This window comes from Patescibacteria group bacterium, from assembly GCA_028707065.1.
GTDB lineage: Bacteria > Patescibacteriota > Patescibacteriia > Patescibacteriales > WJLG01 > JAQTUZ01.
In genome coordinates, this window is record JAQTUZ010000006.1 from 17,913 (window position 1) to 31,554 (window position 13,642).

Here is a 13,642-nt window from a genome sequence, read left to right on the forward strand (position 1 = left end):
CAGCCATGATTAGCATTCACTTCGACTTGGTCGCCATCATGCAAAACTTTGGTAGCGATCTTCGTGCCGATGATGCAGGGAATCCCCAGCTCGCGGGAAACGATTGCCGCATGGCAAGTTACTCCGCCTTCGTCAGTGACGATCGCCGCGGCCTTTTTCATCGCCGGAATATAATCGGGCCGGGTCATTACGGCAACCAATATATCTCCCTTATTTATTTTGCCAATCTCTTTGGCGCTTTTCAATATTTTTACCGGGCCAGTTGCTTTGCCGGTGGAGGCGGACAAGCCGCGGAAATCATCGACCGCCGTCAGCTTGATACTACCCAAGATCACTTTCTTCACCTGATCGGCTTCCCGACCGCTCAATATTTCAAACCCTTCTTTATCAAAATAAATCACGCTGTTCTTTTCTCTGGCCTTTAAAAATTTCTTATTAGGTTTAGCTTGAAAAATTCGTGAAAGCTCCGGCGGAGTAAAATATTTTATATCCGCCAAAGAAATGTCGATGCGGCGGCAAATCTCCGCCAAGATCAAACTGAAATAATGAATCGTCCAATAAGTTGATTTTTTGCGCTCATCCTGCCAATAAGTGAAATCCTCGGAAATTTTCAATAAATCTTTCAACTCGCCTTTTATTTTTAAAATTTTCATCAGCCGGCTTTTGTTTTTCTTGTTTTTCGCGGGCAATTCTTCGATCCGTTTAATTTCCTGGCTTAAATCTAGTTTAGCCGCTAATAATTTCTCGACCTCCTGCTTAAAATGATTGACGCTTAAGACATAGGAATCAACGTAATTATTTCGGGTCCAAAAATACTTTTTCTGATATGCCTTTAATAATTCACCGGCATTTTTCCGGTATTTTTTTATCTGCCAAGCCATCTTCATCAACTCGACCTCGGCCTCATTGATAAAAGAGAGATGCGTCGGCGCCGTCAGCGCGGAAAAAACTTCAGTGAACCTTTCTCTATCTTTTATTTTAGATTTATCATAAATTTTCCTGATCTGGTCGGCGATCAATTGATCGGTGCCCAAAGCAAAACCGTCGATCAAAGAACTGGAGCTGAAACGATTATAGGAAATTTGCGCAAAATCGTCATGCAGCTTGATCAATTCTTGATCGCTTAATTTTTTCAGATTAGTTTTTTCAACCGCTAAACATTTGTCATCAAACAAATCTTCATCTTTTTTCCAGAGCTTGATGAAATCGGCGCTTAAATTGGGATTTTTCTTGGCTGCTTTGATGATCGAGGTATAGACTTTTTTGATATCTTCCATTTCAATATACCAGTCAGCCTTGCCCTGATCGAAAAAACAATAATGAACGGTAAAATCGCCGCCCATTTTTCTCTTGGTGTGCGTATCGATCTCGGCCGCGCCGATGAAATACATAAAATACGGCGAGCCGTCGAACCGCTGATGGTACCATTCTTTGCCCTGCCATTTTTTCAATTTTCTCTTGATCAACCCCTTAACGTACTTCATATATTTTATGATTTGATTATTTTTACAACCCCCTTATCCGCATCGACTTCCACCAGGTCGCCGTCGCGCAAAACTTTGGTGGCGATTTTGGTGCTCATCACCGCCGGAATTTTAAATTCCCGGGCAATGACCGCGACGTGGGACAAAATCCCGCCTTCATCGGTAATTATCGCCAAAAATTTCCGCAACAGCGGAGTGTCTTGCGGCCGGGTGATATTGGTCACCAAAATCTGTCCCGGCTTGACGCTTTTGACGCCATGAAAAGATTTATAGACCCGGCCCCTGACTTTTCCGGGATAAGCAGTCGTGCCTTTGATAAGATTAACCTTAAAATTGTCAGGCCAAAAATGCCGGCGCAGAACGGCAATATCTCTTTGGTCACTTCCCGACATATCCTCATTATTATAAAACAAATAAACATACCCTGATCTCCTTTTCGCCAACTCCGCTAATTTTATTCGCGACAATTTTTTTGCTTTCAGGAATGTTTGAAATTCTTTCAAGGTTAAATATCTTAATAAATCTCCGTCAAAACTCAAAACTTTTCCGATTTGATCAACGCCTTTGATGATCAGCGGCTCAATTTCCGGATAAATAAGGTTAGCGACCGCGTCCCTGTCTTTGGCGATCGAATCGGCCAGCTTGCCCATTTTTTTCGCTCGCTCCGGATCATCTTTAACATATCTCATGATCGAATTGTAAAAGCCGATCGAGCAGAGAACTTCCGGGTAAACCTTCGTTATCATTTCCAGAGTTTTAAAATAATCTTTTTTTCTCTTTTCCCTGACAATGGCGAGTTTATTTTTCCGGAAGCGGATTTTAAATTTATTATTTAAGCCGGCTAAAGCGGAAATTTTCACCTTCCGGTTGAATAATTTCCCCACTTTATTTTCATTAATTAAAAAATTCACCCGATTGCTTTCGCCGATACTGCCGATCGTTCCGTAAGAATAGCCGGCCATTTCTTGAAGAAGTTTGGTGTAGCCCAAAAACAGGCAGCTAACCGAAAATAGCGGCAGTTTTCTGGAACTGGCGTGAACCAATCCCGCAGCTTGAATGATTTTTAGATATTTATTCATCTTTAATTATTTAATTTGATGACGACGCCACGCTCCGCGTCGACCTCCACCAAATCGCCGTCGCGCAGAACTTTGGTGGCGATTTTCGTACCGATAATGCAGGGCTTTTTCAGTTCACGGGAGACGATCGCGGCATGAGCCGTGATTCCGCCTTTGTCGGTGATGATCGCTCCGCATTTTTTCATGGCCGGCAAAAGATTGGGGTTGGTGGCCGGTGAAACCAAAATATCGCCGTCTTCGACTTTTGCCATATCGGCGGAGTTGATGACCAATTTAACTATGCCTCTTACCTTGCCGCGATAAGCGCACTCGCCTTTGAATTCCCCGACTCCCGTAATCTTTTTTTCCGGCATCACATATTTTTTTACAAAAGCTTTGGCTGGTTGGCCGACGTATAATTTTAATTTTTTATCGCCCACCCATATTACCGAATATTTGATCCTTTCATTCAATTCTCCTTCGCTATATTTCCTTTCCACCAGCGCGCGCCTCATTTCATCGGGCATTATATGCTTAACCTGGATCGGAGTAAGCAAAAGCCGGCGGCCGATCTCGCGGATAAGCTTATCCAAATGATAATGAGATTGGTACAAAACGTCTTTGCGGTAATCTTTGGCATACATCACTTCTCTGGCCAAATTAAATAAAAAATAATAATCTTTATCCTTATCCAATCCAAATTCTTTGATAATTTTATGGCGCTGGGCTTCAAGCTCGATTTTCTGCCGCTCCATCTCTTCCAGTCGGGCGGTAAAATCAAAATTCTCGCCAAGCATCCCGTTTAATCGGCCGGAAAAATATTTTTTATCCCAAGCCGGGCCGTCATAGCCGAAAGGGATATAACAATATTTTTGATAGTGCCGATTCAATTCCGGCTCGATCGATTTAACTCCTTTTTCTTTTGCCTTAAGCCCCAGGCGCAACAGCCCGATCTCTTCTTTAACTCTGGCCGAATCCTTGATAGGAGTGATAAGAATGTTCAAATAATTTTCCAATCGGCCTTGGTGATTTTTGATTTTTCCGGCTAAATATTTTTTTAATAAATTCGTAAAATAATATTCTGTTCCTTCCAGGGCATTAGGAAACCAGCCGTAAGCGTAGGTTGTTACGTATTTTTTCCGATAGATTAAATATAGTTTTAATAGCTCTCGATCGGTTTTTTTAGCAAGCTCGGCCCGATAAACTCCCTGGGTAAACTTTATCAAATCGGCGCAATGAATATAAATATCGGCGGTGGCTCTTTCGGACCATCCGCTATCAGCCAAAACTTTTTTTACGGTCCCCGGCGCGATAAAATTAAACCTGGCCGGGTCAATCGCCACCCGATTGGTGCGATCGGCAAATTCCTGAATCTGGCCGGTCTTGGCCCAGGGATAAAGCTTCTTTAATTTAAAAGCGAACATTTCGCCCAAAAGGCAAAACGGCCAAAGACAAACTTCCGGGTTAACTACGGAAAATTTAAACTTCCTTTTCATTTTACTTGAGTTTAGACTCTCTTAAAAACCATCAAATATAAATATTTGAAAAATCGATGCGGCCGGTCATGAAATTTTTCAACTAATTCAAACCCTTGCCGTTCAACTAACTTAATAAACTTATTTTCCGGATAAACCGTATTGATAACTTTGTTGCGAAACAAATTTATTCGGTCATATTCCTTCTTGCTCAAAACGGATTGCTGGCATAGACCATCTATCATCTTAAAAGCCTTAGCGTTATCGCTTTGGAAAGTTTTGCTATTATAAACTTGCTTTTTATAAACCAAATATCTCAATTCCATATACATATCAACCCAGCTTAATTTCTTTTTACGGAAATCTTCAACGACCATTTTGGCATTTTTATAAGTTTTAAACTTCGCCGTAAAAACAACTTGGCGCAACACCAAATAACCGCCCACGGGCAGCAGGCTGGAACAAACTTTGATTAACTTTTCGTTTTCTCTTCTCGCGGCTAAATTATTTAACGCTCCATCCCCCATGATTACGCCAAAACTTTTGGCGGGAAAATCCATGGTCAGCCAATTGCCAATAACCTTTTTGTCCAAGGGGTTATTTTTTTTCTCCATCAATCCTGAAAATTTTTTCATCATCGTTCGGCTAACGTCAACGGCCACGCTCTCAAGACCGGCCGCGATCGCGCCATCTCTTAATTCCGGCGTTGCTCCCAAAGTCAAAGCTCTCTTGGGCAAAGTTCTATCTTTTGCCGCGCGAGCCAGATATTTCTGATAAACCGCCAATTCATTTCCCGAGGGCGCGAAAGGCGGGATGCGGTTTTTCTTTTTTCCTCTTTTGGCGGCTATTTTCCAGCCTTGAATTTTTGACATAATTATTTTTTAGCCCGGCCGAAGAAAAAAAGCATCGTGTCTTTAGAAAAATTAAAGTCACTGGTGCCTTCGACCGCAATTAATTCAAAATATTTTTTAAACATCTCTTCAAAGATCGGGCGGGAAACAAAAGTATGTTTGATCTTCCCGCGCAGGTTTCCCAGATCATTATAAAGCTTATCATCCAGCCGGCCTTGTTGATGCGCCGCGTCAATTTCTTCATAAAATTTACCCATCTCATAAGCAAATTCGCCGCTCTTGGCCTTGGCGGAAATATCGCTATAGAGGCGCAAATCAATATAAGCGTCAAACCAATGAATATTGCCGGCGGCATAACCCTGATCAATCTCTTCGACTTTTTCAATCTCTCTTTGCGGGTTAAAAATTACTTCCCGCAAAATTACACAACCACCCTTCTTTAATAACCTATTTATTTCGGCAAAAAATTTATCATGGTCCTTGAAAGCGATGTTATTTTCCACGCCGTCGCCGAGAATCAAATCAAAAGAATCGCCGGGTAAGCCGCTTTGGAGCCAATCGCCGACGACGATCTTTTCCTTGGGGCTATTGGCATATTCCATCAACGGCGCGGTCTTGGTTATCATATCCGGACTGATATCGATCATGGTCAAATCTCCGCCTCTTTTAAAGACCATGTCCCGCGTCTCGGGGGTAACGCCAAAAACGCAGGCTTGAAAATTTTTCTTGCCCGCAAGCGCTTGGTCCAAAAGCTCCTCATATTTTTTTAAGATTCCCGGGCCGGCCGAAGGCGCGGCCATATACTTGCTCCGGCTCTTCGTCCTCTGATCGGCCGTTTTGTCCCTCCATTCTTCTTTTTTTATTTCAGAATGCGTTTTCATAAAATAATATTATTTTTTAACTTGGCAGGACCAGATCGGTACGATCTTGGCCGCTTCCGGCCAAAAAACGTCAGTAAAAAAACCTTTTTCTTTGATAGTAAAATAACGGGAAACTAATTTTGCGACATCTTTTTCAAGATCGGCCACCCAGGCTTTTTTCATCGGTTTCCAGGTTTCCCACATAAAATTCAAAATATATTCCATCTTGGGATTAGGGTGGACGAATTTATTTTTTTGCCAATATTTTTTTATTCCCCTGTTGAGGGTTGCCATATTTAGCAGCTTATTCTTGGCGTTGGGAATGATCAAATATGAAGCATAGAGCATTTCCATGGCCGAATTATCATGTTTCGGTAAATTTTTTTCACATTCCTCCAAAAATTTTTCTATAGTAATTGGTTTATATTTATCAGGCAAAACATAAAAACGGCTCACAAAATAACCGCCCGGCTTAAGCATCCGGGCTACGCCGCGCAAAAGATCATTTTGTTTCTCTCTGGGGATATTGGCTAAAACAATATCGCCGACAATTACGTCGAAATAACCAGCGGCTAAAGGATTATCAATCCAGTCGCTGATCACTATTTTTTCTTTGGCCTCTTTATATTTCCTTAAACCGTTCATTGCCTTGACCATCACCTCGATCGCGTCAATAATGGTTACCTCGCATTTCAATTCATAAAGCAAGTCGCGCAATTCCGGAGTCGCGCCCATAACCAAAGCTCTTGGTTTCTTCTTTCCCCTGACCGCTTGTTTAATAAATTTTTTATACGCCGCCAAATCGCCTTTGGTGGGGCGGCCGGGGTTAGTGTTATATTTTTCCCAGCGCTCGGCCATCAATTGCCACGGTTCTTTGTAAATCAATTTTTGTTTAGCCATATTTTTTATTCCAATGCTTTTTTCAAACTCGCCGCCACTGTCTCGGCCTCGCCGCCAATTTCGATTCCGGCCGAGATGCGCACGGTTTTTTCCGACAAAGGCGTTAACCAAGTTTCATTATGGCCAAAACCCACGCCGATCTTGATTTTTCCTTGCGCATTGGCAAAAGCGCGGCGGGCAAATTCGTCAGCCGAAATATCTTTCAATTCGAGATAAAAAACCGTAACGATCCCTTGCGGCGCAAAACTGTCAGCCAATTCTTTGTCCGGATGTCCGGCCAAATTCGGATGATAAGCGATCGCTTTGCCGGTATCGTTCAATTCCTTGGCCAAACCCAAAGCGTTCTTGGCATGCAAATCCATCCGCTCTTTCATTATTGCCAAAGAATCGGGAGGAATTTCTTTTAAGCTGGAAGGTTGCAAATAGGTTCCCAATCTGGTTCTTTCTTTCTTGATTGCCTTGATCTTCTCCGGATTTTTGGAATAGGCCAGACCCATCGTGATCTTATCAGCGCCGGATTGATAGTGCTTGGTGCCGCTTTCCACGACTACCATATTAGTGACCATCTCGCCCTTGGTCTCGCCCAGCGCGTCATAAAGTTTGGCGGAAGGCAAAGTATTATCAATGATCAAGTTTAACCGGTCGCGCTCATTGTTGCCCACGTATTTAACCATATCCGCCAGATCTTTGATGATTTCTTTTCTCTCCCCGGGGATTTTGCCTTCGACTTTTCTTACTGCTTCGCGCAAGCAAAAATAATTACTGGTCTCTTGAAATTCATTAATCGCCGCCAAAATGATTTTTTTTTCTTCTTCTCCCAGGTCGGCGTATTTGTCCGAAAATTTTGCCGTCGCCAATCTTTTGTCCAAAAGCGCGGCGGGCGTATTTTCAGTTTGGTATTTTTTATTCGCTGCTTCGGCGGCCGGAATTATTTTTCCCAGATCAGCCATTCTCATTTCTTTGGCATTGGCCACGCTTTCCAAAATTATCGCGCTCGGCTGCAACTCCTCGATTTTTTTGATGATTCCCGCCGTATCTTCCGGTTTGATGATCTCGACTTTAACGCCCCGTTTTTTCAAGTCTTCGAATAAACCGGCGGTAGCGCTATAAACTTTATCACTGGCTAAAACTACTTCACCGGCCCGCAATTCTTCCGCCTCGATGGCGGTATGGATCGCCGCCATGCCGGCATTAAAAACCGCCGCGTCAGCGGCCCCGGTTTCCGCCGCGATCTCTTTTTCAAATTCTCTTAATTCTCCATAGCCGGAACGCGCGTAAACATCAGCACCTTGCCCGGCGCGATGTTTGGCAAATTCTTCGTTCCATGATTCCGGACTATGCGGCGTGGAAATTTTCTCCGACATATATTTAAAATTAAAAATTACTTTTTCTTCAAGGAAAAAACCGGGATGACGAATTCTTCATATAAACTGAAATAAGGCGCGCTTTTCAAATCCGGGTTTTGCTGGCGGGAAATGATCTGAAAATATTTTTCCATCAATTCCCGATAACCTTTCTCCGCCATTATTCCCCATTCCTTGTCATCTTTTAACATTTTCCCCAGAAACGGGCCGTTCAATAATCGCGCCACTTTTTTTGCCGGATGGACATATTTATCCTGTTGCGGATCAAAATACTTCTCTAAATATTTTCGCGCCGCCGCCATCGAGCGGGATTCGGCATTAAAATGCAGCGTCATGAATAAAACACCCTCAGCTTTTTCGTCGTTGTATTCGATAAACAAATCAAGTAATTCGTCCGCCGGGAGTTTAATGATTTTTTCCGGGGCAACGGAAAAACGCGTGACGAAAATCCCATCTTTATTTAAAAGTTCGCTAACGCGGCGCAAGAATTTATCCAAGTCCGGCGAATTGCTGAAAACCCCATCGCCCATGATCAAATCAAAAAAATTGTCAGCCAAAGGCAAAGTCGCCCAATCTGACAAAATAAAAACTTCACCCGGGATTTTACGGCTTAAAAGCGAATTCATCGCCAGATACATTTCCAGGTTGATATCCGCGCAAACCAAATAAACGCGCCCGGCATATTCTCCGGCCAGATCGCGCAATTCCGGCGTCGAGCCTAACACCAAAACATTGATTTTTTCCTTGACTTTTAATTTTTCCTCGAAGGCCTGGCGGTAAAAAACCAAATCACCAGCGCCCGGCCGGGCCGGCCAGGTATTTTTTTTCCAATAGGCTGCGACGTTTTTCCAAGCCAGAGAAATATGATCTTTTGCCATAGAATTATTTACTTAATAAATAGAACGGCGAATGCTCGGCGAAATCGTAATCAGATGAATAAAGAATTTTCCTGATCTTAAAATATTTTTTCATCATTCTCTCGCCTTTCTTTTGAGCGAGATAAGTCCAAAATTTCTCTTTGACCATCCACCAAGATTTGCAGAAATATCTGAAAACTTTTTGTTCTGTCTTGCTTAAGCTCGAAATTTTATCTTGCAAAGCTCTGATTTCCTGGTCATAAATTAAGAGCGTCGCCTTTTCGTTCGTGAGAGAAGAATTTAACAGAAGATTATTGGCAAAAAATCCCGCCGCTACCCGCACGCTTAATTTTCCTTGCGCCACGCGCTTGGCCTGTTTCTTCAATTCTTTCTCCGGTCCCCGAGACGCTTGCTTTTCGGCGCGAGTAAGATTTCGGGTGATAAAATAGCCGTCTGATTTTAATATTTTTTTGGCTTGGGAAAAAAATTCGCTTTCATGGCCGCCGATATTACCCAAAAGATAGTCGCCGATGCAAACATCAACGCTGCCGGGTTTGATCACTTTGGCGGCCACGATCCAATTTCCCTCGACAAATTTTTCTCTGTTATTTTTTTTCTTAACCATTGAAGTCATGGCAATAAACATGTCTTTGGTCATTTCCAAACATGATACTTTCGCGCCTTGTTTTTGGCTGTACCGCGAGAGTAGGTCCCGAATTTCCGGCGTGGAACCGTAAACAACGATAACCGCGTTCTTCTTGCCTTGAAGGGCGATTTTAAGAAATTTATCGTAATTTTTCAGATCTTCCCGGCTGGGTCGGCCGGGAGAGGAAAGCAAGCGCCAAAGCTTAGACATTGTTTGCCACTTTTCGCGATGTTTTTTAAACTTACTATCAGTCATAAAAAAATATTTTATTACCAAGATAGAATGTTATTTTAGCAAAAAAAATGAATTTAGTCAAAATAAAAAGGCCGTCGCGTAAAACTGCGCAACGGCCCCGAAAAACAATGTCTCTTGACTATTAATCGAGAGAATCCAAAGCGATCATCAAAGTGTCGGTGTTCGCCTTGTTCCTTTGCCGGCCTACCGAAATCCGGGTCAAACCAGGCTCATCGACATATTTGGCAAGCGGTCCGACAAAGGGACAGATTCGCCACTCGTTCGAGCCGAAACTCACCGCAATGGTCCAATCGACTTTGTTGACCACCCCGTCAGCGATTTTTTTCGCCGCTTCTTCGCCGCCTTTGGGAACGATGTACAAGACTCCGCCGCCCAAACCGCCATACCATTTTTCAAGAACCCCGTCATCCGTCAAAGTCGGATAATAAACGCTCTTGATTGCCGGGTGTTTCAGACAGGCTCGGGCCAGTTCGTCCGCAGCCAGGGAATGCGCCTCATACCGTGCCTTTGTTTCCGCAACATGCTCGAGATAATATTCGGCCGTCGAAGGTAACATGGCGAAGTTGGCAAACAGCGGGAATTTGGCGATCTTTTCGATTGTGGCAATGCTGGCGGAAATGCGGCCCCCGGCGGCTTCATCTTCGGGCTGCTCGTACTTGGTGAGCGATCCGATTAAGACGAGATTTTCCCACTGGTATTCCTCGGGAACCCAAAGCGGGGTGAAGGTTGAATCAATGACCAGGTAATTGCGGCAATCCGCGGTATAAGTGTCTGGGTCAATAACCGGCATGGTTTTGGAATTGCCGATCGTTTCCACAAAGCACATCTTAACCTCCGCAGTCAGCGAATGCATCATGGCAAAGATATCCGTGGTGAGCGGGTCAAACCAAAGGACTTTCAAAATTCCTCTGGCCTCCAGCTCCTTGAACAGATTTTTTGTGCCGGGATAAATTTCGGTCGAAACCGCGACCAGATCGCCGGTTGAAGTCAGCGCCAGCACGGTGGCGAGCACTGCATTTCTGCCTTTGTCGACCACCAGCGTATCTGCTCCGCCGTAATAGCCGGACAAATATTGTTCCAGTATTCTCGTCGCCGGGCTTCCGGTCAAATAATGACCTTCATCCCAGGTCCGTAGCATTTCGCTAACCGAATCATGATGCCGGACGATACCGAGCCACGGATTTTTTCCGAGATTTTCCATAACAAACCACCTCTCTTTTTTTATTGTTTATAGTTTAATGATCACGAATAAATTACAGTAACTTTGAATTATATCACAAAAATCGAATTAAGTCAATAAAACCGCTCAATCCTGCAAAGTAAGCGGTTTTATCTAATTTTAGGTAAAAAATATTATAAAATTTTCACTATTCCCTTATTAGCATCGACTTCCACCAGATCACCGTCGCGCAAAACCTTGGTGGCTATCTTCGTTCCGATAACACAGGGAATTCCTAACTCGCGGGAAACGATCGCGGCGTGGCAAGTGACTCCGCCCTCGTCCGTTACGATTGCCGCGGCTTTTTTTATTATGGGGACAAAAGACGGCTCGGTCATCTCGGCCACTAGAATTTCGCCCGGTTGAAAATTCGCGAACTGTTTTTTTGAGATGATGATCCTCGCCCTTCCCTTTGCCCAGCCAGAGCAAGCGATAGTGCCTTTAATATTATTTCTCGGCTGGACAGTTTCTTTCTCCAGCGTAATTTTATTTTCCCTTAATTTAACTTTTAATTCCTCAGGCGTATACAATTTACCATTAAACAAAGCATAGCCGCCCAGGCGCTTTTTGATCTTGGTTAAACTATTCAAAGAAAGTTTTTTGATTTCATCCACCATCACAACGGGAAATATTTTTTCCCATCCCGGATTCAACTTATTCCAAACGTCGGCCAAGGGCTGGGAAGTTGTGCTGGAATATTTTTCATACTTTGCTCTTAATCCCAGCGCTTTATTTTTATCTTTCTCTGGCAGACCTGCCACATTAGGAGCATCAAAAATCAAAGTCATCGCCGACCACCAGCGGGTTAAAGCACTATAATATTTTCTCGCTTGCCGCGCATTGGCCAGCTTTTTCTTTCCGGAAATATAAAGAAACATATAGGGCCAATTCTCTTTCAGTGTTTTAGATAATTTTTTGAGAAAACCTCTGTCTTGCTTTGCCTCTCTGAGAATCAAATTATATCTTTCGTCAGTTTCACGCTGATTGAAAAAAACCGATGTTTTCTCGCCTTGGCGCAAAAAAAGAGTATGTTTAAGTTTGAGTCCTAAAAATCTCTGGCAGCCCAGCCGATTGCTTTCATTCCACATGCAAAAATAAACCAATGGCCGCTCCCGGGAAAATTCTTTGGCAAGTTTTATTGTTTTCATTTGGTTATGATCTTAACAATTCCCTGGTTCGCGTCCACTTCTACCAGATCTCCGTCGCGCAGAACCTTGGTGGCGATCTTCGTGCCGATGATACAGGGTTTTTTCATTTCGCGGGCGATGATCGCCGCATGACAAGTTATTCCGCCTTGATCAGTGACAAAAGCGGCAGCCTTTTTCATTAGCGGCACATATTCCGGGGTTGTCTGATTGACGACTAAAATTTCTCCGGCTTTAAAATTTTTAACCTCAGAAAAACTGAAAATCACCCGAGCAATCCCCCGTACTACACCTCGATAAGCTGCTGCTCCGCGCACCTCTTTCAAATTATGAAATTCTTGAAAATAATAATTTATCGGCAAATCTTTATCATAGCGGGAGCGAGGAATAAGATGAATATCTTCGTTGCAATAAATCGCCAGCACTCCCTTGTCGCGGCGTTGTTTTATTTCCAACCAATCAATTTTTTTAAATTTTTCTTCAGACAAAAATTCCATTGGCGTAATACAAAAGATCAGGCTGCGGTCAAGTTTTTCTTTCTTGGCCACGGCTTGCAGAGCTTCGTAAAAAATCGTATCACTCCGCAGGACTCCGCCTTTCCTTTTATCCTGAATATCCGTAAAAAATTCCGACGTTTCTATCAAACCGCGTAAAAACGGTGAAATTTTTAATTTATTAAATAAGATTCGTTTTACCTGGCGATTATGGATATAACGTTCATTTTCTTCCTTAATTTTTTGATTGATTTTGTTACCGAGTTTTTTTAATTCTTCCCGGACTTCGCGGTAGATATCGGCGACGGAAACTCTCTGATACAAAAAATAGCTTGAGCGCGCCCAGAAAAATTTGGCTGCTAATTTTTTACAATCGACCAGGATTAATTTTTTATTTTTTCCAGCAATTATCTTTTGGGCAATTTTTAATTTTCCCAGTTCAAATTCGTTGACGAAGGAATTGAAAACCGGCGCAGTCAATTTAGCGATCACTTCGCTGGTCGCCTTTTTCCCAAGTTCATCCTTGATTATTTTTTCAAACCAATCTTCTTCCGAATCATCCAGGAAAGCATCGACCACATATCCATAAACGGCATTATCGATAATCTTCCGATAAAGATTAGCTGTTCTTTTCCTGATCTCCTTGACTGACAATTTATTAAAATCAACTTGAGCTAGCTCATTCCAGGCAGAAAGATAGTCGGCCAGCGATTTATTCCAAAGTTTGTAAAATTTTGCGCTGAATTTATTATCTTTCTTAATTGCGTTAAGAATATCCTTTCTTTTTTGCAACAATAAATTTCTATCCCAGAACCAATCGATATAGTTCGCTCGATTATGGTTTTGGAAATGAAAACCGTACTGCATCGCATAGGGGCTGGCTTTTTCTCCGTGAGCGACGGCCAAACCCTGCAAAGCCATACCAAACAAATAACCAGGCGCGCTTTTTTTATAAAAGGCGGTTTTATTTTTAATTCTTGCGAATGATTTTTTAAAAGTATACTGGCTCATAGATATTTATTATTTGATGATTT

General features: G+C 42.9%; 10 protein-coding genes and 2 pseudogenes. All 12 read right to left on the reverse strand.

Features of this window, described 5'->3' with window-relative positions; all coding sequences use genetic code 11:
- Positions 1 to 14 precede the first annotated feature (14 nt).
- Positions 15 to 293, reverse strand: a pseudogene (locus tag PHE24_02830) (PEP-utilizing enzyme).
- Positions 294 to 1,489: 1,196 nt separating this feature from the next.
- Complete coding sequence (locus tag PHE24_02835; GenBank protein MDD4902049.1) at positions 1,490 to 2,563, reverse strand: PEP-utilizing enzyme; 1,074 nt, start codon at positions 2,561 to 2,563, stop codon at positions 1,490 to 1,492.
- Between the two features lie 2 nt (positions 2,564 to 2,565).
- Positions 2,566 to 4,038 carry a PEP-utilizing enzyme gene (locus PHE24_02840; protein ID MDD4902050.1) on the reverse strand — a complete coding sequence of 491 codons (1,473 nt, stop codon included), beginning with the start codon at positions 4,036 to 4,038 and terminating at the stop codon, positions 2,566 to 2,568.
- Between the two features lie 11 nt (positions 4,039 to 4,049).
- Positions 4,050 to 4,889 (reverse strand): hypothetical protein, encoded by an 840-nt coding sequence (locus PHE24_02845; protein MDD4902051.1) that lies wholly within the window; start codon positions 4,887 to 4,889, stop codon positions 4,050 to 4,052.
- A 2-nt stretch (positions 4,890 to 4,891) separates the two neighbouring features.
- On the reverse strand, positions 4,892 to 5,749 hold the full coding sequence (locus tag PHE24_02850) for a class I SAM-dependent methyltransferase (GenBank protein ID MDD4902052.1): 858 nt from the start codon (positions 5,747 to 5,749) through the stop codon (positions 4,892 to 4,894).
- A 9-nt stretch (positions 5,750 to 5,758) separates the two neighbouring features.
- Positions 5,759 to 6,628 carry a class I SAM-dependent methyltransferase gene (locus PHE24_02855; GenBank protein MDD4902053.1) on the reverse strand — a complete coding sequence of 290 codons (870 nt, stop codon included), beginning with the start codon at positions 6,626 to 6,628 and terminating at the stop codon, positions 5,759 to 5,761.
- 5 nt (positions 6,629 to 6,633) lie between these two features.
- Positions 6,634 to 7,992 carry a PLP-dependent transferase gene (locus PHE24_02860; protein MDD4902054.1) on the reverse strand — a complete coding sequence of 453 codons (1,359 nt, stop codon included), beginning with the start codon at positions 7,990 to 7,992 and terminating at the stop codon, positions 6,634 to 6,636.
- Positions 7,993 to 8,009: 17 nt separating this feature from the next.
- Positions 8,010 to 8,870, reverse strand: coding sequence for a class I SAM-dependent methyltransferase (locus tag PHE24_02865; GenBank protein MDD4902055.1), 861 nt, complete (start codon positions 8,868 to 8,870; stop codon positions 8,010 to 8,012).
- Between the two features lie 4 nt (positions 8,871 to 8,874).
- Positions 8,875 to 9,750 carry a class I SAM-dependent methyltransferase gene (locus PHE24_02870; GenBank protein ID MDD4902056.1) on the reverse strand — a complete coding sequence of 292 codons (876 nt, stop codon included), beginning with the start codon at positions 9,748 to 9,750 and terminating at the stop codon, positions 8,875 to 8,877.
- 121 nt (positions 9,751 to 9,871) lie between these two features.
- Positions 9,872 to 10,951 carry a PLP-dependent transferase gene (locus PHE24_02875; protein ID MDD4902057.1) on the reverse strand — a complete coding sequence of 360 codons (1,080 nt, stop codon included), beginning with the start codon at positions 10,949 to 10,951 and terminating at the stop codon, positions 9,872 to 9,874.
- Positions 10,952 to 11,115: 164 nt separating this feature from the next.
- Positions 11,116 to 11,328, reverse strand: a pseudogene (locus PHE24_02880) (PEP-utilizing enzyme).
- A 785-nt stretch (positions 11,329 to 12,113) separates the two neighbouring features.
- The gene (locus PHE24_02885; protein ID MDD4902058.1) at positions 12,114 to 13,619 is read right to left on the reverse strand and encodes a PEP-utilizing enzyme; all 1,506 of its coding nucleotides are present in this window, start codon (positions 13,617 to 13,619) and stop codon (positions 12,114 to 12,116) included.
- Positions 13,620 to 13,642: the final 23 nt, after the last annotated feature.